This is a genomic window from Ktedonobacter sp. SOSP1-52 (assembly GCF_016587395.1).
In genome coordinates this window covers 2,072,849-2,097,166 of record NZ_BNJH01000002.1, presented here as the reverse complement: position 1 = coordinate 2,097,166, position 24,318 = coordinate 2,072,849, and the positions used below count along the sequence as shown (strand labels likewise).

Annotated in this window: 16 protein-coding genes, 1 riboswitch and 1 other annotated feature; of the genes, 8 read left to right on the top strand and 8 right to left on the bottom strand. The window is 51.7% G+C overall.

The window, feature by feature from the left end; translation table 11 throughout:
- Positions 1-12: 12 nt before the first annotated feature.
- Complete coding sequence (locus JMJ16_RS24460; RefSeq protein ID WP_201385724.1) at positions 13-1,614, top strand: PLP-dependent aminotransferase family protein; 1,602 nt, start codon at positions 13-15, stop codon at positions 1,612-1,614.
- Between the two features lie 16 nt (positions 1,615-1,630).
- Here the strand turns inward: JMJ16_RS24460 and JMJ16_RS24455 are convergent, their stop codons facing one another.
- Complete coding sequence (locus tag JMJ16_RS24455; RefSeq protein WP_201385722.1) at positions 1,631-2,293, bottom strand: RNA polymerase sigma factor; 663 nt, start codon at positions 2,291-2,293, stop codon at positions 1,631-1,633.
- A 246-nt stretch (positions 2,294-2,539) separates the two neighbouring features.
- On the opposite strand from JMJ16_RS24455, the gene JMJ16_RS24450 reads away from it, so the two are divergent.
- Positions 2,540-6,052 (top strand): ATP-binding protein, encoded by a 3,513-nt coding sequence (locus JMJ16_RS24450; RefSeq protein ID WP_201385720.1) that lies wholly within the window; start codon positions 2,540-2,542, stop codon positions 6,050-6,052.
- Between the two features lie 26 nt (positions 6,053-6,078).
- On the top strand, positions 6,079-7,665 hold the full coding sequence (locus tag JMJ16_RS24445; protein ID WP_201385719.1) for a helix-turn-helix domain-containing protein: 1,587 nt from the start codon (positions 6,079-6,081) through the stop codon (positions 7,663-7,665).
- Here the strand turns inward: JMJ16_RS24445 and JMJ16_RS24440 are convergent.
- Together JMJ16_RS24440 and JMJ16_RS24435 are read right to left on the bottom strand one after the other, a co-directional pair.
- Complete coding sequence (locus JMJ16_RS24440; protein ID WP_201385717.1) at positions 7,634-8,914, bottom strand: phosphotransferase; 1,281 nt, start codon at positions 8,912-8,914, stop codon at positions 7,634-7,636. The genes JMJ16_RS24445 and JMJ16_RS24440 overlap by 32 nt on opposite strands.
- 425 nt (positions 8,915-9,339) lie before the next feature.
- Positions 9,340-10,545: a hypothetical protein gene (locus JMJ16_RS24435; RefSeq protein WP_201385715.1), complete on the bottom strand. Its 1,206-nt coding sequence runs from the start codon at positions 10,543-10,545 to the stop codon at positions 9,340-9,342.
- A 502-nt stretch (positions 10,546-11,047) separates the two neighbouring features.
- Positions 11,048-11,156: riboswitch (SAM riboswitch) on the top strand.
- A 180-nt stretch (positions 11,157-11,336) separates the two neighbouring features.
- Positions 11,337-11,622, top strand: a binding site (T-box leader).
- Between the two features lie 160 nt (positions 11,623-11,782).
- Here JMJ16_RS24435 and JMJ16_RS24430 point away from each other — a divergent pair.
- The 4 genes from JMJ16_RS24430 to asd all read left to right on the top strand — a co-directional run bounded on the left by JMJ16_RS24430 (position 11,783) and on the right by asd (position 17,020).
- On the top strand, positions 11,783-12,928 hold the full coding sequence (locus JMJ16_RS24430; RefSeq protein ID WP_201385714.1) for a homoserine O-acetyltransferase: 1,146 nt from the start codon (positions 11,783-11,785) through the stop codon (positions 12,926-12,928).
- A 36-nt stretch (positions 12,929-12,964) separates the two neighbouring features.
- Positions 12,965-14,290 carry a homocysteine synthase gene (locus JMJ16_RS24425; RefSeq protein WP_201385713.1) on the top strand — a complete coding sequence of 442 codons (1,326 nt, stop codon included), beginning with the start codon at positions 12,965-12,967 and terminating at the stop codon, positions 14,288-14,290.
- A 102-nt stretch (positions 14,291-14,392) separates the two neighbouring features.
- Complete coding sequence (locus tag JMJ16_RS24420) at positions 14,393-15,910, top strand: aspartate kinase (RefSeq protein ID WP_236601670.1); 1,518 nt, start codon at positions 14,393-14,395, stop codon at positions 15,908-15,910.
- Positions 15,911-15,937: 27 nt separating this feature from the next.
- The gene (asd, locus tag JMJ16_RS24415; protein ID WP_201385712.1) at positions 15,938-17,020 is read left to right on the top strand and encodes an aspartate-semialdehyde dehydrogenase; all 1,083 of its coding nucleotides are present in this window, start codon (positions 15,938-15,940) and stop codon (positions 17,018-17,020) included.
- Positions 17,021-17,103: 83 nt separating this feature from the next.
- Here the strand turns inward: asd and JMJ16_RS24410 are convergent, their stop codons facing one another.
- The 3 genes from JMJ16_RS24410 to JMJ16_RS24400 all read right to left on the bottom strand — a co-directional run bounded on the left by JMJ16_RS24410 (position 17,104) and on the right by JMJ16_RS24400 (position 20,844).
- A complete protein-coding gene (locus JMJ16_RS24410) occupies positions 17,104-18,090 on the bottom strand; it encodes a DUF2207 domain-containing protein (RefSeq protein WP_201385711.1) in 987 nt (328 codons plus the stop codon).
- 178 nt (positions 18,091-18,268) lie between these two features.
- Entirely contained in the window at positions 18,269-19,597 is a 1,329-nt protein-coding gene (locus JMJ16_RS24405; protein ID WP_201385710.1) for a S8 family serine peptidase, read from the bottom strand.
- Positions 19,598-19,605: 8 nt separating this feature from the next.
- The gene (locus JMJ16_RS24400; protein WP_201385709.1) at positions 19,606-20,844 is read right to left on the bottom strand and encodes a S8 family serine peptidase; all 1,239 of its coding nucleotides are present in this window, start codon (positions 20,842-20,844) and stop codon (positions 19,606-19,608) included.
- Positions 20,845-21,291: 447 nt separating this feature from the next.
- On the opposite strand from JMJ16_RS24400, the gene JMJ16_RS24395 reads away from it, so the two are divergent.
- Positions 21,292-22,305, top strand: coding sequence for a CHAP domain-containing protein (locus JMJ16_RS24395; protein ID WP_201385707.1), 1,014 nt, complete (start codon positions 21,292-21,294; stop codon positions 22,303-22,305).
- 78 nt (positions 22,306-22,383) lie between these two features.
- Here the strand turns inward: JMJ16_RS24395 and JMJ16_RS24390 are convergent, their stop codons facing one another.
- Both JMJ16_RS24390 and JMJ16_RS24385 read right to left on the bottom strand, forming a co-directional pair.
- Positions 22,384-22,713: a DUF5522 domain-containing protein gene (locus JMJ16_RS24390; protein ID WP_201385705.1), complete on the bottom strand. Its 330-nt coding sequence runs from the start codon at positions 22,711-22,713 to the stop codon at positions 22,384-22,386.
- 255 nt (positions 22,714-22,968) lie between these two features.
- Positions 22,969-24,147, bottom strand: a complete 1,179-nt coding sequence (locus tag JMJ16_RS24385) for a thiolase family protein (protein WP_201385703.1) — start codon at positions 24,145-24,147, stop codon at positions 22,969-22,971.
- Positions 24,148-24,318 lie beyond the last annotated feature (171 nt).

Here is a 24,318-nt window from a genome sequence, read left to right as displayed (position 1 = left end):
GGGAAAAGACGTATGGCCCATAAATTTGAGCAATCACAGGAGCATTCACCGTTGCCCCTGTTTACCGCTTCGGTATCGGCAATGATTCAGCTTGAGCGCTCGAATGGTGTCCCACTCTATCGCCAGATTTACGAACGCTTGCGCAATGCGATCCTGGGCGGTGAGCTTCCCGAGGGCACGCGCCTCCCTACCGAACGCGCACTGGCACGAGAACTGCATGTCAATCGCACAACGGTCATGAATGCCTACAATGAACTGGCGAGCGAGGGCTTGATCGAGGGGCATGTTGGTCGGGGAACGCTGGTGAAGCGCACCTATTTGGCACGAGAATTGGATGACGAGCCATTTGAACAGCATATGCCCTCCTGGTTGTTTAGTCTCTCGGCCGAAGAGGAACTGGCTCTGGGACATGATGCGCGCCTGATGAGCGAGATTACCTCATTGGGAGATCAGCAAGAGGTCATCTCTCTGGCGGCAGCCACGCCTGCTGAGGGTTTGCTTCCAGCTGAATTGTTACGCGAAATAGTGCGGGATGATTTACTCACCGCGCGGCAGAACGCGCTCGGGTATTGTCCGGTCGAAGGTTTACAGAGCCTGAGGCGTGGCATTGCTGAACGGATGCGTAAGCATGGTGTGCCCGTTGATTTTCAACATATCCTGGTGCTCTCAGGCTCAACGCAGGGGATTGGCCTTGTGGGGCGTTTCTTGCTGCATCCGGGGGACGAGGTGGTGGTCGAGGTGCCTACCTATCTGGGCGCGATCCAGACCTTTCGCGCGCTTGGTGCCAGGGTCATAGGGGTCCCAATTGATAATGAGGGGATGCGCCTGGATCTTCTGGAAGCCATCTTAGCTCGTCGCAGTCCGCGTCTTATCTATACGCTGCCAACCTTTCAAAATCCTACGGGCGTAATTATGTCACCTGCACGTAGACGGCGCCTGTTGACCCTGGCACGACGTTACCAGGTTCCTATTCTCGAAGATGATCCCTATGGTGAGATTTATTTTGAGGGTGAAGCGCCCCAACCCTTAAAGGCCCTGGACACACGTGGAGACGTGCTCTACCTCAGTACCTATTCAAAGCTCCTGGCTCCTGGTTTGCGCGTGGCCTGGCTGGCGGCGCCAGAACCCCTCATCGAACGCCTCTCGCTCCACAAACAGATTTTTGACCTCAACACGACGGCCCTGGGACAATGGCTGGTGTCAGAGATACTCCAGCGCCAGATGCTGGATCCTCACCTGGCCAGGGTGCGCCAGCAGTATCAACGGCAGCGCGATGTCATGTTTCAGGCGATTCAGGAGTACTGGCCGGCGGGAACACGCGTGACGTTGCCGCGAGGCGGCTTCCATCTCTGGTGTCGCCTCCCGGGAGATATGCGTGCACGAACGCTTTTACGAGAGGCCGCCCAGGAGGGAGTCGCGTTTGTCCTGGGAGAGCCTTTTCATATTGATGGTGGTGGACGACAGTATATCCGCCTGAGCTACGCCGTAAGCGATGAAGTGCAGATCAGGGAGGGAGTACGGCGTATAGGGCTGGCCATGCGCCGTATTCAGAGTCGACGTTCACCACGCGATGAACAGGAAGGGCTGCACATTGAGCGCATGCCCATGGTGTAATCCAGAAGAATTGAATCTATGAAGCGGAAACGATAGCGTAGCGATCAGTCTTTCTATACATAGAGGTTTCCTTAAGCTTCTCTGCCAGGGCCAGGCGTGCCACGTAGTACGAGGCGCGTAAGCGCTGTTGATCGATGCGTGCCTGTGGTGGACGAATAAGCGTGATATCTACATTATGATGCTTAAAAGCTTCGACAAAAGCTGACAAATCGTCGACTTGTTCGCGAAAGTGGCAGATGGCGGCCTTCTTCTGTACAGGAGGGAGCGTAAGGATTGCCGCAACGAGCTTATCAAGGAGTTCTTCGAAGGCGATGCGTTGGAGTATCTCATACAATGGATCACCCATGCCCTGGCTAAGGGCTAGCAGTGGTATTCCTTGAGGTTCTCCCTCGTCGTTTGTCAGCAGAGGATATGTCTGCTGGCGTCGCCGACAGTGATCGATAATTTCGCTCTTTACCGCGCGTTGGAGGTATGCCTGGGGATGCTCTATAGTCGTACGTGGAAGCAGACGAGCCAGTTTAATGAGAACGCCCTGGGCTATCTCGTCACATTCCCATTCGGTCATGCCAGGATTGGCGAGGCGATGTACCAGCCTACGAATACGCGGTTCTAATTGTACGAGGATGACATCTACAGGAGCGTTTGAATCACATAAGAAGAGAGGTTGCTCGTTTTGCATGCATCACCTCACAAGAAGCTGGGAAACGCTTACTGTGTTTTTATCATCGCTATTAATATTATGATCAATACATTCGTAAAAATCAATGTAATACGCTATAATATTTTTGTGTCCAGGTGAAATTAAGGGAACTATAAGCTTTCTTAGGCAGAGTATTTATGGTATAGTACATATTGTAATATTTTTAAGGAAGGCTTCGTAGAAAAGAAGTGTTACGTGCATACGGCAAGGAAGAGAGTACTGCACATGACCGAGACATACGCAAGCCTGGACCTCTCCCCCTGGCGTCCTACGCCTACCACTATCTCGTCTGAGTGGCGTGATTTCATCACGCTGGTAGTTCACGAAGCAGAGGGACAGCCAAAGCCACCCTATGCCTATGTATTTAACGTGCGCTATGATGCCTGGAGTGTTGGCGATCAGTTGCGTGACTGGGGCCTGCCCGAGCCTGTGGTCATCGCGGGTTACCTGCGTTCCTATGATGAGACCTTGCTGAGTCACGTGACGCTCCCTGGCGCGGAGAAGGTACGCGCTCATTTTAAGTCCTCCCTCCACTATACCCGCTACATTGAAGAGGAACAGCTTGCTAATCTCCTGATACCGCCCTATCCTGATCTGGGCGCATTATTAATAGCCCTGGCTGTGCATTACCAGGCGCTCTGTGAATTAAAAGAGCATACAACACATCAACCTTTGGCTGGCAAGTTGCTGGATGATGTCCAGAGTGCTAAGAGGACGCTGATTCATATTACCAAGCGCCTGGGCTTGTGGGATTTTAAGCGCCATATTGAAGACATTGCTGAGGAGCTAATTCATCCAAAGACATTTTTAGAGGATAAGCAGCGCTACGAAAAAATTTTCGCGCGCGATATGGACAAAATTGAAAGCTTAAGATCAATCTTTGAACAATTTTGTCAAGAGGTTACTGATAGGCCAGTGCATGTCGTGTGGATGCCTTGTGGGGTAGCCGGGTTAAAGCGTAGAAGCCAGGATACACATACAACAGCTACTTCTCAGAAAGAGCGGCTGTATGGCTTTGACCTTGTCAATTTTGATGTCATCACGCCTGTAATTTATGATTGTTATTTAGCTATGGGTGCTCTTTTTCAACTAGGTACCCTGCAAGATCGTGTGACTGATCAAATTGCCCACCCCAAACCTAACGGCTATTGCCATCTCTCCTTTGGTCTATCGCTCAATCCCTCGACGCAATCTTTACGGAAACTGTCATGGTTGGCTCCCGATGGAGAGGTTACGTATAATTGTTTCTTTCAGATAGGCACCAAAGTAACTCAGGCTGGTATTTATTATGGCTGTTTGAATGAGAAGATTTATGCTTTATATGATGAGGCGCAAGCCGCAATTCGCAATGCAGTGCCAAGTATGCATGACATGGACCCGCGATCTATCTGGTTTAGTGAAGAGGGCAATATGTATGCCGCCATTAAAGATGGCATGGAAAAGGCGGAGATGCTAGATGAATACGATGTAGCATCCAATCCTATTATTGTCTATGACAAGAGCCATAATCATCGCCCTATACGTCTTCCCAAGGGCGCAACGGTTTTAGATTTCGCGTATAAACTTGATCCTGATATTGGATCACGTGCGGTGGAAGGTTTTATCAATAACCGTAAATCACAACTGTTCCATGAGTTGAATGCGGGTGACATTGTAGAGGTCAGGACAGCACGTGAAACGCAAGTGAAGGATTACTGGCTGGATGATAAGTATGCGACTTCTGACCAGGCACAAGCTCATATTGAATCACTGCTAAAACAAGAGTTGCATAACTTTCGTAGTTATGAACTCATTCGTGAAGCGCTTGAGTTTTATCACTATCCACTTACGCTTGAGGAATTAGATGAGGAGCTACGTCTGCTGGTGACACGTCAGAAACTCGGTACGCGCCAGGCTTACCTGGAGCAACTTAACAGTGATGGTAAAGATCCGCATACACCTAAGTGGGCTGCGCAGCAGATTATCCAGCGTCGTGCTGAGCACAACGAGATCCATACATTGGAGGTTGCTAAAGAGACAGCTGATCTCATTCCTCAGGCCCTCCTTGGCGACTCTTACTCGCATCCACCACGTTTATGTGGTTCTTGCCAACCTATGTCCTCAGAGCAAACAATCGTTGCTTACAAGGGGAAAAATAGCCGTGAACTGGTGGCACATACGCTTAGTTGTTTGCATATCACACGTCTTAATGATGAGCAACGCGCGCACCTTATTCCTTTGCAGTGGCAATATCGTCCACCAGCCTTTAAGGTTGCTTTCTTTGTCGTGGCGGAGGACCGGCGTGGCTTGGTACTGGATATTGCTAAGAAGCTGCGCCGGCGCCACTGCTCTCTGCTCTCCATTAATGCGGACGCGATCTTGAAGTTTAAAAAGGCGGAAGCGCGCTTTGTGACGGAACTCTATGAGTATCGCGAGGTAGCAGAGATCATCAACGACCTGAAATCAATTAATGGCGTGACCTCGGTCGAAGTAGACGCGGCTCGCACCGTTCCCTATATCTATCAGCGTATACGTGAGCACCAGCAGGAGAAGCCTGTTCAACCTCAGGAAGAGCACTGGCACGATGTACTTTCCTCGCTTGGGCCTCGTTCCACCACTTTAAGAAACGCTTATGATATCTCGCGTCCAGCCTCATCAAAGATGTTCTTTGGGCGTGAGAGCGAACTGCGTTATCTGGCGCGAGAGCTGTGTGAAGGAAGCGAGGGGAAAGCGGTTGTGCTATATGCCCCCCGCCGTTCTGGCAAATCATCGCTATGCAAAAATTTTCTCAGACGGCATATTACTTCTCCAGCCTGGGGGGTCTTCTATTCCCTACAGGGCGCAACTCGCTTTAACGAAGAGCGTGTCTTACGTGATATGGCGGGCGAGATTAGCGCCAGTTTTCAAGAGCATTTTGATCGTCCTGCACCCCAGTGGGACACCCTGGGCCTGAGCGATGTACATACCTGCTTCCGCCGTTTTATTCAACGTTGCTTAGAGCGTGCGCCCGGTTCACGTCTGGTATTAATATTAGATGAGTTTGGAGGCGCTTTACAGGCATATGAGAATGGTGTGTTGGAGCTGCGCTTCTTTACCTACTGGCGCGAATTATTGAGTGATATCTCGCAGACAAGCTTGCTCCTGGCCCTCCCTACAAGTTCGCATAAACTGCTTGCCTCTGAAAAGTTTGTCAATGCCTTCAGCTTTGCGCAAAATTTGCCCATGCCTTTTCTGGATCAGGCAAGCGCAGAGAGGTTACTGACGGAGCCACTACGAGAATTGCGGGTGCTTATCTCCTCTCGAACGGTGCATCAAGCTGTGCAATTAACAGGGGGCAATCCCTACTATATGGCCCTGATTGGGATGCAGTTTGTGCGCCTGCTTAACGATCATGCGCAGAAGCAGCAGGTGACGGATGAAGATTTACAGCTGGCGGTAGATCATATCATCGAGGCCGGTGGTGAGCAGAGCTTTTCATATTATCGACAAGAACTGCATGGTGAACTGGAGCCGCGTATTTTAGATGAGATGCTTGAAATTATGGCCTATTCGAAGCACACCATGATTTCATTGCGGCAACTGACGAAAAACTTAGGAATGGCTGAAAGAGAGATTCGTCCTGCCTTAGAGCGGATGCGCAACAGTTTGATACTCGATGAACACGCGGGAGGGCGTAACACAAGTAATCCTGAATATACTTTTAAGATTGAACTGGTCAGGCTCTGGCTCATGCGTAATCGTTGGCTGCTGCAATCTTAAACATATAAGGAGGAAGGGGTATGCTTATGTCGGACATACACTCCTGGCGCACATTGTTCAATCCCTTCAGTTTGGGAGATATGCCTGGAATTGGCCGTGTTTCTGGTCGTAGCACCGATATTAGAAATCTGATTGCCAACCAACAAAGCGCCATTATCTTATCTGGATCTCCTCGGGTGGGTAAAACCGCCTTCGTACGCTATCTTAAGGGTGTGTCTTCTGTGGCCTGGTCTTGGCGTGATGAAGTAAGTCTACATGATCTACGCGAGCAGTTTGCTCTTGACCAGTTGTATTTTACCCAGATAGACCTGACGACCCTGGAGAACGCGCAAAGTACGCAAGAGCTACTCTCTGCCTTCGTGGCCGAATGCAAGAGAAGCCTTGATACTCCCTACGATGGAGAGAAATTGCCATCTTCCTCCCATGATATCAAGGGCTTGAGGTCTTTGCTGCGCTACTACGCGCGCGAGTTTCCGGAGGCGCGTTATTTTGTGATGCTTGATGCAGTGGAGCGCCTGGCGCGTCTTGATATGACAATCCCTGAATTGGAGGGGAGCCTGGCTCAGACTCCACAGGAGCGAGGAATCGCTTTGCTCAATCACTGTGGGGCTATTCGTGTCCTGGTCGATTTAATTGATGAGTTTGCGAATTTTGGCGTTATTTTCTCCATTCAGAGCCTGGCACGACCAAGACCGGCAGACCAGTTTATCCATGTATCGGCCGACCTGGCACGTTTCACGACGACTGTCCTTCAATGCCTGACGCATACCGATGCCCTGGCTTTTTTGGGCCAGTGTCCAGAGGATTTTGGTGAGGAGTGGACAGAGACTTTTTACCGACTGGGTGGACAGGAAATATTTACGCCTGACGAGCAGCAATGGTTATATGAGCAAGCGGGGAGCCACCCCTATATGTTGTTGCAACATTGTTACTATACCTTCCATTTCAAACAATTGTATGCCATGCAGTTCCATCGCTGGCAAGAGCTTCCCATTGAAGGTCGGCAACAACTGAGCGAGCAGATAAATAGTGCGGTTACAACCTTTCTCACCCTGCATTGGAAGCGTCTATTGGAAGCTATCGAAAAGGGAAATAGCGAGACGAAGGCTCATTTCTTTGAGTTCGTGCGCGCATTTGAGACTCATAACGCGGATGAAGAGATCAGGAGTGATCTCTGGAACAGCCTGGGGGCGGAGCTGCGCTATATTCTTTCCAACGAGGGGTTAATTCGCTACGAACCTTTTCAGCCCGTGTATTATCCAGGTGCGATCCTGCGACTATATTTGCTGGAGAAAGCACGGATGCAGACCCCTCCTAGCAGTCGTGGCTTCTGGCTTACTATTGTACGCCCCTCTAAAGCTCCTGAGCGCCTCTCGCTCTCCGAATTAGAGTATCACCTGATCAAAACGCTCAGACAACATCCTGTGCGCTGTAGCGAGGAAGAGTTGATGCATGGAGCCTGGGGGAAACTCATTGAGCGGTCAACCTTTACGCAGCGTATGCATCACTTGCGCAAGAAACTCAAGGATCATAGTGATAATGTTGAACTCATCAGTAATCACTATGGAGGGCTATATTCTCTTAACCACGCCGATTGGTTGCACTTAGAGTAACGTTGTTGTAAAATTTTGCCTTGCCTTGCTTAGTGTCAAGGGGTCTAGCCACTGGTATGAGATGTTTTAACCAACTAATAAAAGCCAGTAATGTAAGGGATTTTGTATGTTTTTTAGCTGTCTCAAGATATCTCTTCCCTTGCTCCAGTAAGCTATGATCATATTCACTATCAAAGAGAATGCACATATAGGAGCAAACAATAGCCTTTTCTGTGACATAGTACTTTAGCAAAAGATGAGAAATTTCGTTAGTTTCGCCCATTTCTTCGAGGTATTTGTTTGTGAAATTTTGGATGAGGGGCTGAACTCTATTTTGTGGCAAACTGGGATGTTGAGATAACTGAGTTTCTAAATCCATAACGAGCATAGCAACATCGCTGAGTGGATCGATATTGCAAAAATCGGGTTGGAAGTCAACACAGTCAAGAACATTATATTGCGTTCCAATCAACCAAATATTATTGGTTTTAAGGTCACCGTGGCAGCGTCTTACTTTGCTTTGACGTTGTTGAATTTCCTTACCAAAGTTTTTGTGAATACACAACATCAAAAACCATAAAAATAGATACAAAAATAGGGATTGTAAGTGGAGTGAAGGAGACTTTATCTTTTTTATTGCTTTTCGAAAACATGCTCGATTCAATAGCCATTTTTTTTTGATTACTTCCAGAATATCCTGATCTTGCGATGGCCTGGTCAAATTTCTGTGCATTTGAGCAATCTGAAGAGCGAGAGGCTGTAGTTCTGTCTCTTTATCAAAGTGTTTCCTCTGAAGTTGCAAATCTAAGCGACTGGACTGCTTGAGTTCTCTCATGACGAGAGCATATTCTACTGATGTATCAAGATCAGCAATACCTGAATGTTCTATGAGTTTCCCCAGCGTAATGGTCTTTTTATCTAGTTGGATGACTGGCGCAATGCCCCGATAAACACTGGGTGCCCAGTGGTGATTGAAGGCTAATCCTTCAATAGTATATCGGTGTCGCCTTTCAATAGTGCTTGTGTTATACACTTCGTTAGAGCAAGGTAACCAAATTTTGGCGCAGAATGGCCACTTCACTCCTCTTTTGGATTGAAGAAATAAGATGGATGTGGCAGAAGATTCATATTTTCTACGAATGGTATGCTTCCCCTCCACATAAATCTTTTCATTCGGCGTGCCAACTGAATCGTTTTGCTTAAGTTGTATGCCTGCCAAAGCATTTTTTTCTGCTATGCTGGGGACTGTAGTAGTACGTGGGCTAGCCATTTATGAATCGTAGCACACTAAGCCCACTTAATGTGGGACGAGAGGTGCCGTTCCCTTCTATTTATATTAAATGGGAACTGGTGGTAGAACACAATCTAGAACCAATCTTTTTTGTTATCCAAAGGACAAGAATACAAACAAAAAAATACTGTATTCTTGTCCTTTGGATAACAAAAAGCTATAGGTAAAATTTGACGTAGTAATATAAGGGCATAAGATTGTTTCCACGGTTCCTGAATATAGTATAGCGAATACAAGTAATTTAAATAAATTATATAGGACGAATGTATTTTTTTATTACATAATTGTCATTCGGATGTATTGATGGAATCTAGTGGCTAAATATTCATTTGTTCTAATGCGTCTGTGTGTTGCACCTTTAACGAGCTAAGGAACTGTGCTAATGTTAGTTGCCTCTTCTGTTATTAGTGATATGTTCCAAGAAGTTGCTGTTGAAGTTTATTTGCATAAGTAATAGCCCTGCCTACATATCTCATCCCTTTTTGTATATCTCTATCTACACAAATGTTGACATATGTGCAGATTATAGCTTTCTCTAGGCCGTACCATCTCCAGATATGGTTGCTATACGTGCATTCGTTGTGGTCTAAATAATACTTTAAGAATAGGTTAACTAGTTGTTCTGGTGTATCATCGAGTGCTTGTCCATGCTGCCAGCTGACTATGAGGTGGGCTTCGAGATCCATCGCGAGCATGGCAATATCACTCATTGGGTCGATGTAGGCAAATTCGTCTTTGAAGTCGATACAGTCGAGGGCTAAGAGGTGCTGGGTCTGGTGTGGTGGGGTATGGGTAAGCCAGAGATTGTTGACTTTCAGGTCTCCATGACAGCGCCTGGTAAAGACCTGGCGTTGCTGAAAATGCGCACTATGGTTGTGGAAGTAGGTCTCCATAGTGTCGAGGATCATATGTTGAGGTGTTGCAAAGTCATGTTCTGGAAAGATCTGCTGAAGCTGGGCAATGGCTTCATTGAAAAAACTTTTATTTAAGTTCCACTTCTCTTGCAGGATGTTTAGTTGACCCAGGTGAGGGGGAGCATGTTCAAGGTTCTGGTGCATATGAGCTATAGTGGTAGCCAGAAAGCGCATATCCTCCATGGTGCCAAAGTTGCCCCTGTAAATCTGATGATCCAGACGCCAGTTCTGGGGAAGACGCTTCATGACCAGGGCATAGAGCATGCCTTTCTCTAGCTGGTCAGGCTGAGGATGCGTAAGCAGTTCCCCTAGTTCAATTGACTGCTGATCTTGAAAATGGTAGATGGGGGCAATCCCGAGGTAGACTCCGGGGGCATGACGCCGGTTAAAGGCGAATCCATTTAGCGTATAGGAGTTGCAGGTGTCGATGTCGCTGGTCACATAGATGTCGTTCTCGAAGGCATGCCAGAGCTTAAGACAGAGCGGTATTGTCGCGTCTTGTGACTCAACAAAGAGGATGAGGGTAGCTTGTGAACGTAAGGTGTGCGTAATGGTATGGCGCCCCCGGACATGCCCCTGAATATCTTGAGGCAAAAGGTGATTGGCTGTAAAGTGAGGATGCATATTGGCTGATCCAACGAAAGACTCTGCGTTTGGTGGGATGGCGAATTGTTCGCTTAAAGAGGTGGAACGCATAGATACTGAGCCCTTTCGTCTCCAACAAATATAGGCTTTTAAAAATGGCTTCTAAATGTGGCTTGCGGGAACCTGGCTAAGGAACACCTCTGCTGATGGCTGGCGTATCAGCAACTACAACGGGCGCTTAGCAGATAGCTTTTCAGTATCTAATGTACCAGATATTTATTGTTAATGCAATAGATGCTGGAAATGTCAGGATAGTTTTTTATGTTTTTAACGTATAAGAGATAATAAAGTTGATAATGTTTCTGCAAAAAAACTTGTAAAGATAAACAAATAAGCGGATAGAGAAGAGACTTTATTGCGCTATATACGCCTATTCAGCAGCTTTTAAGGGGAGGCTGGATTGTTTACTCAACAATATTGTTTGACGAAAGGAAAAATCGCTGTGTTTTGGCCTTGACAAATGATTTCCAGGTTGTCTATACTTATGGGTAACAAGTTTAGAAACACAATCGCACATTTGTACAATCTATACACGCAGTTACATGAAGAACTGCACTCATCCAGAGAGGTGGAGGGATACGGCCCTGTGAAGCCCGGCAACCCGCTGCAATGTCGCACGAAGGGTGCCAATTCCGGCAAAGCTTTGCTTTGCAAGATGAGGGGAATAGCGAGGTAGCGAAGCCCCTGAAGAGGGGTTTTTTTGTTACCCAAAAATAGGGCGTATTGCTTCTCCGAAACCCTGAGCGCGGAAGCGCTAGTCGCGAGAGCGACGTTGGGTTTCGGAATAGGAGCTTAGAAAAAGTAGCTTATGAAGCTCTCTCAACACCGTGTGAAAACTGGTAGGAAAGACGAAGAAGAGGACGAGTAAATGTTACGGGTGGCTACAGCGAGTTGACGATGATGAGAAGGTCAGCGCCATTCCAGCATTGAATATGACCTCGGAGTCGCAGATTGAAAAGGTTGCGCACAAACTGTGCGGTAATGAGTAGATCGAGCCGTGTGGCTACGTTATCAGCCAGAGTGCCCCACAAATGTTATCGTGGATTCTATGGCACTCGTCGAGGTTGACGCTGTGAAGCGTTGACAAATCAGGGTGGTACCGCGAAGACGTTTACCCTCGCCCCTGGAGTGGGTGAGGGTGTTTTTTTATCCTTCACCCTTCGGGTATAGCATATGAATACAGTGTTTCTGCTGCATAAAGTCAGAATAAGTGTAGTGTTGTGGCATGGGCGTTCTCGCTTAAGCGATGGCGCAAGTGATAGCTGGCAACAGAAGAAGGAGCGCATGAATGGTAGCACAGATAAACTATACCAAAAGGGTTTTGACTCCAATTCGTGAAGAACAGAGCACCGGCACCTATACCCTGGATCGTTTGCCATTACAGCGTGGGGGACTCCTGGGACCAGTCACCCTGGCATATGAGACCTGGGGAACGTTAAATGCCCTGGGAACCAATGCCATTCTCGTGACCCATGCCCTGACAGGGGATGCGCATGCTCATGATAGCGAGCATCCTGATGATGCCAAGACCGCGTGGTGGAATCCCTTGATCGGTCCGGGATGCACCATTGATACCGATCGCTACTTCGTGATCTGCTCCAACGTACTGGGTGGCTGCAGTGGAAGTACTGGACCAGCCTCGATTGATCCTCGTACTGAACATCCTTATGGTATGCGTTTCCCGATAATTACTATTCATGACATGGTGCGCGCGCAGCATACCCTGGTGGAGCACCTGGGGGTGCGCCAATTGGCTGCCGTGTATGGCGGTTCGATTGGTGGACAGCAAGCCCTGGCCTGGGCTGTGTTGTATCCAGAAATGGTGCAGCGTGTGGCCGTCATTGCGGCTTCTGGCAGCCTTACTGCCCAGGGAATCGCCTTTAACGAGGTGGCACGCCAGGCCATTATGGCGGATCCACAATGGAACTGCGGCGACTATGCTTCTGGTCGCGGTCCCGCTACCGGCTTGAGCATCGCCCGTATGCTGGCGATGATTACCTACCAGAGCGAGGAATCGATGGAGCAGCGCTTTGGGCGGCATGCAGCTCGCAGAGAAGAGGTAACATCACCGACAGCCCATCCCGACCTGGGTGGACGCTTCGATGTCGAGAACTACCTCTACCATCAGGGCGAGTCCCTGGTGCAGCGCTTTGATGCTAATAGCTATCTCTACCTGAGCCGGGCGATGGATCTCTTTGATATCAGTGAGGGCTTCTCCTCACTGGATGCAGCCCTGGCGCGTATTCGTAGCAAGGTGTTATTTATTGGTATTAATTCTGATTTTCTCTTCCCGGCCAGGCATGTGCGGACGCTTGCTGAGAGAGTGCGCCAGCTTGGCGGGAATGCAACGTATATTGAATTAAATTCACCTCATGGACACGATGCCTTCTTGAAAGAGTGGGCACAAATGACTGTGGCATTACAGCAGCTTTAAACGTTTGGCTAACAGCTTCTAAGGAGTACGACTATCATGGCTTTGAACAGTGATCGTGAGTATGGTTTTGAGACACTGTCGCTTCATGCAGGTCAGGAGACCGCGGACAAAGCAACGAATGCCCGCGCGGTCCCTATCTATCAGACAAGCTCGTATGTCTTTGACAGCCCTGAACATGCCGCCAATCTCTTTGCCCTCAAACAGTTTGGCAACATCTATACTCGTATTATGAACCCCACTCAGGATGCCTTTGAGCGTCGTGTGGCGGCGCTGGAAGGCGGCGTGGGCGCGCTCGCAACCTCTTCGGGCCAGGCGGCCGAAACATTGGCGATTCTCAATATTGCGGGCGCTGGTGATGAAATTGTATCGTCCGCAAGTCTGTATGGTGGGACATACAATCTGCTGCACTATACCCTGCCCAAGCTGGGTATTACTACGCATTTTGTCGATAGTCGTAATCCTGAAAACTTCCGCGCGGCTATTAACGCGCGTACCAAGGCTATTTTCGCGGAGACCGTGGGAAATCCCCGCCTGGATACATTGGATATTAGCGCCGTGGCCGCGATTGCCCATGAGCATGGCCTACCGCTGATTGTCGACAATACGCTGGCAACGCCCTACCTGGTCCAGCCGATTAAGCATGGCGCGGATATTGTGATCCATTCAGCGACCAAGTTTATCAATGGACATGGTACCTCTATCGGCGGCATTATTGTCGATAGCGGTAAATTTGACTGGGCGGGGAGCGGACGCTTCCCTGGACTGGTTGAGCCTGATCCCTCTTATCATGGCCTGCGCTATGTGGAGGCGTTTGGACCCCTGGCTTATATCCTCAAGGCACGTGTACAGCTACTACGTGACCTGGGTGCGGCCACAACGCCGTTTAACTCCTGGCTCTTCCTGCAAGGTCTGGAGACGCTGGCCCTGCGCATGGAGCGCCATAGCCAGAACGCGCTGCGCATCGCGGAGTTCCTGCAGTCGCATCCTGCTGTAAGCTGGGTGAGCTATCCGGGCCTGCCAGATCATCCACAGCATGAACTGGCGAAGAAATACTTCACTCATGGCTATGGAGCGATCCTTGGCTTTGGCATTAAAGGCGGTGTTGAAGCAGGCAAGCGCCTGATTCAGCATATCGAACTCTTCTCGCACCTGGCGAATGTGGGCGATTCCAAGTCACTGATTATTCATCCCGCCAGCACTACGCATGCACAGTTGACACCTGATGAGCAGATTTCAGCGGGTGTCACGCCAGATTTCATTCGCCTCTCGATTGGTATTGAGACGGTTGAGGATCTGATTGGCGATCTGGACCAGGCGCTGAAAGCGGCTGTGAGCGGCGTTGAAGAATTGTCAAATGTATAGCAGATGAGGCTTCGTGAGCGGGAAGACTACTCCACGGTTAAGGGGTTAGCCTCCCGCTCATGAAGGGCGGCAGGATGCTTTGTTTGAGGGACGGTAAAGAAAATGCAACACGCGGTTTGTGTTCTCAAGTTTGGTGGAACCTCTGTTGGCAATGGTGAGCGTATTCGGCAGGTAGCGAAGATTGTGGCGGATCATGTCGTCGAAGCGCGCAGTGGCAAGGATAGCCCCACGCCTGTTGTGGTGGTCTCGGCGATGTCAGGTGTGACCGATCAATTGCTCCGCCTGGCCCGCTATGCCTGTACTGGCACGAATGAGGAGTGCGCGCGCGAGCTAAAGCAGTTAAAGCAGAAGCATTTTGACGCTGCCGCCGAAGTGGTGGAGCAGCGCGAGCACCAGGCTCAACTCCTGGGCAACCTGCTTTCGACTCTTGAAGCTCTGGAGCGAGATGTGAAGGCGCTCCAACTCGTTGCCCAGCAGGGGCAAAATGTCACACTGCGTACCGCGGCTGTTGCGTCCTATGGCGAACGTCTCTCGGTTTTGCTGGTTGCCGCGGCTGTGCGCGACCTGGGAACAGCTGCGCAGGCTATCCAGAAAGAGATTATTATTACCACCCCTCCTCAACTTAATGATGACACTCAGCCCTTTGGAGTCGTTGTGGGTGCCGAACCCTTGCCGAGAGAGACCGCTGAAAATGCTCATGGCCTGATTGATCCCTTGCTTGCAGAGGGGGTGACCCCCATTGCCTGCGGTTTTCTTGGTCGGACTCTCACAGGCTATGTTACAACGCTTGGGCGCAATGGCTCGGATTACTCGGCGACGGTTATCGGGGCGGCCCTTGATTGCCAGGAGGTCACGATCTATACCGATGTGGATGGCGTACTGACAACGGATCCCCGTTTGATCGCGAACGCGCGTTTACTGCCACACTTGAGCTATGCTGAGGCGGCTCGCCTCTCCTGGTTTGGCGCCAAGGTGCTACACCCTCGCACCTTGATTCCGGTGGCCCCGCGTAACATTCCGGTGCGGGTGCGCAACACGTTTCGCCCGCATCTGCGTGGTACGGTGGTTGGGCCAGTGGTGAATGGTGTCAATGGCTTAAGTGGGGCGCGAGCGATTACCGTCCGCCGCAACCTGGCATTAATTACGATGGAGAGCACGAATTTGTTTGGCGCGCCGGAGAATGCAGGCCAGGTCTTTGAGCTTGCCGCACGCGTGGGGGCAGCGCCTATCGCTATTTGTTCATCCTCGGGTCACCACCTCTCGTTTGTCGTGGAGGAGCAGGCAGCGGATTCTATTATCGCAGCTCTACAGCATGATATGGGTGATTGGCTGGTGCGTTGTCGGCGTGCCCTGGCTGCCTGTGCCTGTATCGGGTCAGGCTTTGTCTCGGATCCAATGAGTCCCGCTCATGCCGTCGCCGCGCTTGCACATGAGCGCATCCTGGTCATTGCTCAAGGTTCCTCTGAGCAGGGGATCACACTTATTGTGGAGGATCGTGCCAGCGTGCGCGCATTGCGCAGTCTGCACCGTGAGTTGATCGCGCCCGCTATTCCCCTGGTGCGTCATGCGCAGGCCACCACGAAAGAGTCATCGCTTGCTACCTCGGCGTCTCGCGCTTAACGCGCTCTCTGGTTTAGGAAATCAATTATGGCTACACAGACTTACAAGCGTATCCCGGTCGCGGTTCTGGGAGCGACCGGAATGGTTGGACAGCGTTTTATTGATCTGCTTCAGGGGCATCCCTGGTTTGAACTGGTGGCCCTGGCGGCCTCTGAGCAGCACGGTGGGCGTGCCTATAGTGAAGCCACGCGCTGGCGTCTGCCCAATAGCGAGATGCCCGCTGAGGTCGCGTCCCTGCCAGTGGTGGCCTGTCGTCCTGAGGCGTTACCAGGCGTCAAGGTTGTGTTCTCGGCCCTGCCGGGCGAGGTCGCGGGTGATATTGAGGAGGCCTTTGCCCACGCAGGCGTGGCGGTCTTTAGTAATGCTAAGAACCACCGCATGGCTCCCGATGTGCCTCTGCTCATCCCTGAGGTAAATGCGGATCATATCGCGGCTATCGCCTTCCAGCGCAAGGAGCGTGGCTGGCCTGGCTTTATTATTACCAATGCCAACTGCTCGGCGACCCCTCTAGTCATGGCTCTAAAGCCATTGCAGGAGGCCTTTGGTGTGCGTAAGGTGCTCCTGACAACCTTGCAGGCCATCTCGGGTGCTGGCTATCCTGGCCTGCCTTCCTATGACATCCTCGATAATGTCATCCCCTATATTGGGGGTGAGGAGGAGAAATTGGAGAGCGAGACTCGGAAGATGCTTGGCTCCTGGCAGGAAGGCCAGGGCTTTGTCGATGCCCCTCTGGCCGTTAGCGCGCATTGTACGCGTGTCTCTACACGTGAGGGCCACCTGGAGTGCGCGAGCGTCGAACTGGAGCGCGAGGCAAGCCCTGAAGAGATTATCGCGGTCTGGGAAAGCTATCGCCCCCTGCCACAGCAGCTGGACCTCCCAAGTGCTCCTGAGCAGGCGCTGATCTATCGGCGCGAGGTTGACCGTCCCCAGACAGTGCGTGATCGCGACGCTGGTAAGGGGATGAGCGCGGTTCTGGGTCGGCTCCGTCCCTGCCCGATTTTTAGCTACAAATTCGTGGTGCTGGGACACAACACCATTCGTGGCGCGGCTGGAGGCTCCGTGTTAAACGCGGAACTCTGCTATGCACAGGGACTTCTGGCTAATCTCTAAAACTCCTCTTTTTGCGGACACTCAGTCTTAAGGAGCCAGCTAGCTAGCTGGCTCCTTTGCCGTACCTTTCTTGACTTTTCCACTCATTGTTGTCCCAGTATAGCCGCTCGTCCCGCCCCGGTGCTCCCTGTTGTATGTGCCGCGACCATAACGGTGATAAAGGTGTTGAAGCTCTCTGCACGCTCCGTTTCCAAGTGCATAAACCAGGCTGGGATGGATGCTGGCTCCTGCCGTTGGGAGCGGCGTACCCACTGGCGCAGTAAGCCATAGCTGGTGGCATAGGGCAGGTAGCGGTCAAAGAGGCCAGGCTCTACGTTCATATGTGCCTTAGTGCTTATGGCAAGCAAGTAATCGCTAAAACTGCGGCCGGCCTGCGCGGCCTCGGCCCCTCGATCGCTCAGGGGAGAATAATACAACATAATGAAGAATGATAGCGTGCTGACGGCAAGCAGGCCCAGGGCGGGAAAAATAATTGGCCAGATGACCGAAGTTGAACCTACAAGCAAACTGGCGATAATACCTACCAGGGAGAGCAAGAGGAGCACCAGGCTCCCGCGCCCGAAGCGCTGGCGTATCTGCTGGCGTTCGGGGTCGAGGAAGCCGTGCGCCTGTAGTTCAGCTCGTAGCGGCGTGGTGAATGCGTTAGCCTGGCGTTTATACACTTTCGAGAGTTCGCTGAGTGGTAGCTCGGTTTGTTCTATGCCGAAGAGCACGTTAAGGAGTCCCCGTTCCGAGGCGGAGAGTGCGCCTGCGTAGGGCTGTTTCCTGAGCGCAAACATTTTATACTGTGTAGATTTGGGTGGGGGAACTTCGGCAAAACTGAGCGCCCCTTTCTGCGCCAGGTCAAAAAGCGTGGCAAGCACCTGCTTCCAGCCTGGATTGGGATTGACCGCCAGTAGCATCCCACTGAGCGCGGGCGAGAGGTCCCTGGGTGGCTCGGTAAGAGTAGAGCTACTCAACGAGGTGCGACGGCGATATTTCCAGCCCAGGAAACCAACCAGCACCGAACCAAGCAGGGCGACCAGGCCGCCCAGTAGAAGCATGGGTGTCCAGAGAGCGTTTGTTGTCATTCTTTTTCCCTAATAGTGGTAGTGAATACGTGCTTTTTTGAGTAGCATAGCGTGCATAGTTCTAAAGTGCAAGCGTGCTTTAAGGTGCGAAAGAAGAGTGCTGAGGTGGCTGGGCATCTGCCCAGCCACCTCAGCACTCTTCTTTACTAACATCGGCAAGGATGTGAATGGTTTGTGACTATGAAGTTTTCATGGCCTTGACGAGTGCGGGAACCAGTTTATCGGCTTTGGGTGTGCCCAGGCCGGTGACGGGATCCCAGCCTTTGATGGCAGGATAGCCTCGGACACGGGCGCCCTGATTGGTATTGTCGCCCAGGATGACATCATTGAAGAGGTGATCATACTGATCGGATGCCGCCAGCTTATACAGCGTCGGGTTGATAAAGCCCAGCGGGTGACCCGCAGCCTGGTTGGCGAGCGCCATGATCGCGGCCCAGAGAGGCGCACTGGCGCTGGTGCCTCCAGCCATATTCCAGTTGCCCTTGCGGTAGAAGGCCAGGCCACTATAGGGATCAGCATCGCCTGAGACATCGGGAACACCACGACGTCCTTGTAGCTGCTGCTGAATACTGGCTGACAAGCCCTGCTGAAAATCGGGGGCTTTAAAGAAGAGGCTAAAGCCGCCTCCACTCCCACTCCAGGCTTGCTCGTTTGCTCCGGATGTGTTGCCAGCTTTGCGGTTGACGGTTGTTCCTCCCACAGCGGTTACCCAGGGAGAAGAGGCGGCAAAACTGGTCGCGGGCACGTTGCCCATCTTCTTGTTATCGTCCGCGTAGTCGGTCGCGCCCTGGTCGCCAGAGGAGTTAAAGTAGGTGATGCCCATCTTAGTGGTTCCCTTTTGTAAGAGGGTATCCCATTGTTGAAGCTCTTGCTGGCCTGCGCTGTCTTTGAGCGTCAATTCGGAGGCACCCCAGCTCTGGGAGACAATAGAACCAAGGTTGTGGTCCATCACATATTGCTCAAGCGCGCGGAACTCGGGCAGACCAAAGGTGCCCTCGGTCTCGGCTACCGGACTCACCAAAACGACGATTTTGGCTTCGGGAGCCATGGCATGGATAATCTGTACATCCAGGGTGGTCTCATCGCCCCAGCCATCTTTGTCACCGTGGGGATCCTTCTCGGGTACATTAAGAGGCGCAATGACCTCGAGATTGACGGGTGGGAGGCCAAACGTTTTGTCGAAAACGTCCATGTCTGCCTTCAAAGTAGGGCTGCCGAAGGAGACGATATCGATAATCGTCTGCCCTTTTCCCGTGAAGCCCTGATCGATCAGGGATTGGATGCCGTAGACCTGGCGCATGCTATAGGGCGTCAGGCAGCTTGAGATGCGCGCAAGTGGTTTGGGACAGGTCGTACTCACGTTGGTGAAGCGATTTTTTCCCGTGGCGGAGGTATCGCCCTGCCCTGAATTCGATGTACCCGTGGTGCTTACGGGATACTCACAGGAGAGCAGCATGAAGCTTAAAAGTAGCAAGATGCAAGCGCCTCGTAGTTTTGATAGTCGCATGACTCCTCCTATTTTGTGGTCGCGGCCAGATTGCGAAGTAGTGAAGATCCTTTGGGGGTGCCCAGTCCTGTAACTGCGTCCCAGCCGGGGACCGCTTGAAAGCCCTTGACGTTTACCGTCTCTCCACCTTTGGTGCTCTGGTTACTATTGTCCCCAAGTGTCACATCATGAAAGTTTTGTTGCTCTCCCGTCCCCTGGCCCAGGCTGTAAAGCGTCGGATTGATAAAGCCGAGGGGATGGCCCGCGAGCTGATTGGTGATGGCCATAAGTCCCGCCCATGTAGGTGTGCTCGCACTGGTTCCACCCGTCAGCGACCAGTGCCCATTGTAGTAGAAGCTCATGCCCGTAGAGGGATCAGCATTCGCAGAGACATCAGGTAGCCCGCGCTGTCCACCAGATTGCGTCTGTATGGATGAAGGCAGGGCTTTTTGATAGTCTGGCTGCGTGAAAAATTTGCTAAAGCCGCCCCCGCTTCCAGGCCAGGCGCGCTCTATAGTTGCGTCTTGACTGCTGGCAAGGGTTGTTCCCCCCACAGCCGTTACCCAGGGAACGTCGGCGGGAAAGGTCACATTGCGTGCATTAACGAGCTTCGTTGAGTTCAGGTCCGCGAAATCGGTCGCGCCCTGATCGCCCGCCCCCACAAAGATCGTCCAGTGATCTTGCAGGGTTGCTTGTTTGTAAAAGTCCGCGTAGCTTTTGATGAGCTGCTGCCCAGCCTGGTCGGCAAGAGTAGCCTCAGATGCGGCCCAGCTCTGAGAAAATATCTGCCCCAGGTGATGATTGACCGCGTACTCTTCGAGCCGCTTAAACTCGGGCAGTCCTTGCACGCCCTGCGTCTCACTCACCGGACTTGTCATCACGACGATATTGGCCTCGGGGGCCATAGCATGGATGAGCTGCACATCCAGGGTTGTTTCAGTTGCCCAGCCCACCATGTCAGAGTCCTGTGCGTTGAACGGCACGATTCCTAGTGGTGAGAGGATTTGCACACGGGATTGGGGTAGCTCAAATTGCCGGCTGAACGCATCCAGGTCTTTTTGCAATGTGGGACTGCCAAAGGAGACAATAACCACAACTGTCTGACCTTTTCCGGTGAATCCCTGTTTGGTAAGAGATTCTACATCATATGCCTGGCGAAGGGTATAGGGGGTATGGCATCCCTGATAGTTTGCAAGCTCTGCCGGACAGGTGGTGATGGCCTGGTCTACAAAGCCTGGTACCGCTGATGGCTGAGAACTGGCTGTCACGGTCCCTCCATCCATACTTTTTGAGAAACCAGCAGTTGTACATGCTGCCAATAAGAAGACGAGAAACAAGAACAGTATGTAGCGACGCACGCGGGAAATCATTGTTTTTGAGTACTCACTTCCTGAAAACCTTGCCACGTATAAAAAAATTGACCACCCTTCTTATTATATCCTACAACCTTTAGCTTGACCCGCCCTCAGCGCGCTTCCCTCTCTTGTGACTCTATCTGTATTTCTATAAGCGTTTTTTTAGAGGATTTCCATGCATTTGCTGAGTTTTAGCTTATGGTTGAGAAGCTAACAGATATTAGGACTATAGGCCTACATATACGAAGTCAACTTGACCCTTATGGAGATACTCGGGTAAAGTCAAAAAAGATGCTGAAGGGCTGGGATGTTGGGTAATAGAAAAAAGCAGCGCGTTTTGAAGAGTGAAGGAAATATTGTATGTCGTCTACGGATCAGAAATCAGAGAAGTTTACGCAGCAGCGCAACGATAACAGCTCATTCTTGTCAAACAGCGCAAGGAATGAACCGTATGTAGAGCAAGCCGCTTTCCCCGAGCGTCCCGCTTCAACAGATGCGTATTCCAGAGACTTCTTTGCACCCGGTGAGGCTCCCTATTTTCATACCGGGTCTATGCCTGCCCCACAAGCTAGCGGTGCCTTATTTGATACAGGTGCCAATCCTCGCGCGACGCGTCAGCTCTCTCTTGATGTGCAGAGCAGGACTGGCCAGTTTCCAGTCACCAAGAGCAATACCACTGCCTTGCGCGTCCCGGTCGTCATCGCGGGTTCTGGCAAGCCTTCAAGTGGTATGCGACCCCCTAAGGGAAGGCGCATGGTGGTGCATATCGCAGTCACCGCGCTGTTAATTTGTATTATGGCAGGTACCCTATTGGCGGTCAGTGCGACCCAGGCTCCCGCGCAGATAGGTCCGAATGGCATTGCCAAATCCCTGAGTAACCTCTTTGATAATAAAGGCGACAATAGTGCCTCGTTGCCTGCGCAGGCGGCTACAGCTACAGCGGTAACGCAGGATGGCTTTGATCCGGGGAACAAAACATATGCAGGTGTGACCAACACGGGCCCAACGCTTGGAGATAGCACGAGTAATCACTTCTTTCAGGGTCAGTGTACCTATTGGGCTGCCTATCGCTTTCACCAGTTGCACGGCGTCTGGGTGCCCTGGTATGGTAATGCCTGGGAGTGGGCTGGTCAGGCTAGCGCCTATGGCTGGAAGGTCTCTTCTATGCCAACTGTTGGCGCCATTATCGTCCTACAACCCGGCGTACAAGGGGCGGGCGGTTATGGCCACGTCGCGATTGTTGAGTCGATAAATGCCAATGGAACGGTGCATACCAGTAACTATAACTGGTACGCTAACGGTGGAGGCTTTGGCATTCTCTCCTACTGGGATTTCTCCTATCCCAGCTCAGGTGTCTCTTTCGTCACCTTATAGGAATAGTCGCAAGATGTAGCCAAGCAAGAAGAGGGGACTGGCAGCTTAGCCAGTCCCCTCTTCTTGCTTATGCGCTTCTCATCGTTCCTGCCAGTGCTCTAGTAGGCCGCGATAGTGGGCGACCATGCGTTGATGGTAATTGATGCTGGTTTCCGGGTCTCGTGCCAGGGCCGCCTCATGTTGTTTGAGAAGGAAGCGAGCGGCTGCCAGGGAACGTGGGGCGACGCGCATACGCCGGACGTGTTCTGCCGGGATGGGTTTCCAGGTAGGATCTTCGCGCCAGTTGATATACGGGCAGTTGCGACAACGGCTCGCGCAGCAATAGCCGCGACGGATCAAAAAATCGCGTGTCGCAATATATAAACCTTCCTCTGTAACGATCCAGTCACCGGTATTATATGTGGTCATGGGCGCGTCTATCCTTGTCTATCAGTCTGGTCAAGTGGTTACTCGCATCATATGCGTGGCACCATGCGTCGTTGTTTCGTATTGTAACACCGATCTACAACCAGGACGCGCTAGAGCCTATTAATCCTAGGAGGTATGAATGCCTCTTTTTTGGCGTGTCTTCGCGCCTGCAACCCGTAAGGAAATAAGATGTGTGGTGGTCTGCTGGCTGGAGCCAGCAGACCACCACACATCTTATTTCCTTACGGGAAGATATCAGGAGAGGCGCTCAATGATCATGGCGTTGGCCATCCCGCCACCCTCGCAGATTGTCTGGAGACCATAGCGGCCCTCGCGGCGCTCTAACTCGTGCAGCAAGACGGTGGTCAGGCGCGCACCTGAGGCTCCCAGGGGATGGCCTACGGCAATCGCACCTCCATTGACATTGACCTTATCCAGGCTGGCCCCGGTCTCGCGTTGCCATGCCAGGACAACGCTGGCAAAGGCCTCATTAATTTCTACCAGGTCCATCTCGTCCAGGATCAGATTGGCTTTCGCCAGCACTTTACGCGTGGCGGGAATGGGCGCGGTAAGCATGTAGATGGGGTTGTCGCCCGCGAGGGAGAAGGCGACGAAGCGCGCGCGTGGCGTATAACCCAGGTGCTCGGCCACACTACGTTCCATGATGAGGACGGCGGAGGCGCCATCGCTAATCTGGGAGGAGTTTCCCGCGGTGATACGTCCATTGGTCTGGAAGGCTGGCTGTAAGCTCGCCAGTTTCTCCAGGCTGGTATCGGCGCGAATGCCTTCATCCTTGCTAAAAAGAGCGGCTGCGCCATCGGCCTGGTGCATGGGTACCGGAACGATCTGTGAGGTGAAGTAGCCTTCGGCTGTGGCTCGTGCCGCTCTCCGATGGCTTTCAAGACTATACGCATCGAGCTCTGCGCGCGAAAGCTCCCATTTTTGCGCAATCAGGTCGGCGCTAATGCCCTGGTGAACGAGCTTATTATCATAGCGCGCTTTCATCTGGGGCCCAAAGGGCGCTCCTGGTCCCTGGCTGGAGGATCCCATAGGTACCCTGGTCATGGATTCGACACCACCCGCGATAACGATATCATAGGCACCGCTTATGACGCCCTGGGCCGCGAAGTGAATGGCCTGCTGGCTGGAGCCACACTGTCTATCGACCGTCGTACCAGGAACACTCTCGGGAAAGCCTGCCGCCAGCGCCGCGTTACGTGCGACATTCAAGCTTTGCTCTCCGACCTGGCTAACGCAGCCAACAATGACATCCTCAATAAGTGAACTATCGAGCCGGGTGCGCTCGATGAGTGAGGCAAGCACATGTCCCAGCAAATCAACGGGGTGCCAATCCTTGAGCTGTCCATTGCGTCTTCCAATGGGAGTGCGGATGGCTTCAACAATAACTGCATCTCGCGACGCCTGAATGGTCATGAACGCATCCTCCTGTGTGCTACATTGCACAGAACAAAATGCACCAGCCTTCGACGCTTTTGTGTATGGCAAGGGCGAGACTGGATGATGGTACGCTCTACGGGCAAAAATAAGATGCATAGAAGAGAGAGCAATGCTTCTTGGACTTCAAATATACAATAACACAAATGC

Bases quoted from the DNA above. Each gene is read 5' to 3' on its own strand.
- JMJ16_RS24460 (WP_201385724.1), top strand. From the start codon at position 13: ATGGCCCATAAATTTGAGCAATCACAGGAGCATTCACCGTTGCCCCTG.
- JMJ16_RS24455 (WP_201385722.1), bottom strand. From the start codon at position 2,293: ATGCAAAACGAGCAACCTCTCTTCTTATGTGATTCAAACGCTCCTGTA.
- JMJ16_RS24450 (WP_201385720.1), top strand. From the start codon at position 2,540: ATGACCGAGACATACGCAAGCCTGGACCTCTCCCCCTGGCGTCCTACG.
- JMJ16_RS24445 (WP_201385719.1), top strand. From the start codon at position 6,079: ATGTCGGACATACACTCCTGGCGCACATTGTTCAATCCCTTCAGTTTG.
- JMJ16_RS24440 (WP_201385717.1), bottom strand. From the start codon at position 8,914: ATGGCTAGCCCACGTACTACTACAGTCCCCAGCATAGCAGAAAAAAAT.
- JMJ16_RS24435 (WP_201385715.1), bottom strand. From the start codon at position 10,545: ATGCGTTCCACCTCTTTAAGCGAACAATTCGCCATCCCACCAAACGCA.
- JMJ16_RS24430 (WP_201385714.1), top strand. From the start codon at position 11,783: ATGGTAGCACAGATAAACTATACCAAAAGGGTTTTGACTCCAATTCGT.
- JMJ16_RS24425 (WP_201385713.1), top strand. From the start codon at position 12,965: ATGGCTTTGAACAGTGATCGTGAGTATGGTTTTGAGACACTGTCGCTT.
- JMJ16_RS24420 (WP_236601670.1), top strand. From the start codon at position 14,393: ATGCAACACGCGGTTTGTGTTCTCAAGTTTGGTGGAACCTCTGTTGGC.
- asd (WP_201385712.1), top strand. From the start codon at position 15,938: ATGGCTACACAGACTTACAAGCGTATCCCGGTCGCGGTTCTGGGAGCG.
- JMJ16_RS24410 (WP_201385711.1), bottom strand. From the start codon at position 18,090: ATGACAACAAACGCTCTCTGGACACCCATGCTTCTACTGGGCGGCCTG.
- JMJ16_RS24405 (WP_201385710.1), bottom strand. From the start codon at position 19,597: ATGCGACTATCAAAACTACGAGGCGCTTGCATCTTGCTACTTTTAAGC.
- JMJ16_RS24395 (WP_201385707.1), top strand. From the start codon at position 21,292: ATGTCGTCTACGGATCAGAAATCAGAGAAGTTTACGCAGCAGCGCAAC.
- JMJ16_RS24390 (WP_201385705.1), bottom strand. From the start codon at position 22,713: ATGACCACATATAATACCGGTGACTGGATCGTTACAGAGGAAGGTTTA.
- JMJ16_RS24385 (WP_201385703.1), bottom strand. From the start codon at position 24,147: ATGACCATTCAGGCGTCGCGAGATGCAGTTATTGTTGAAGCCATCCGC.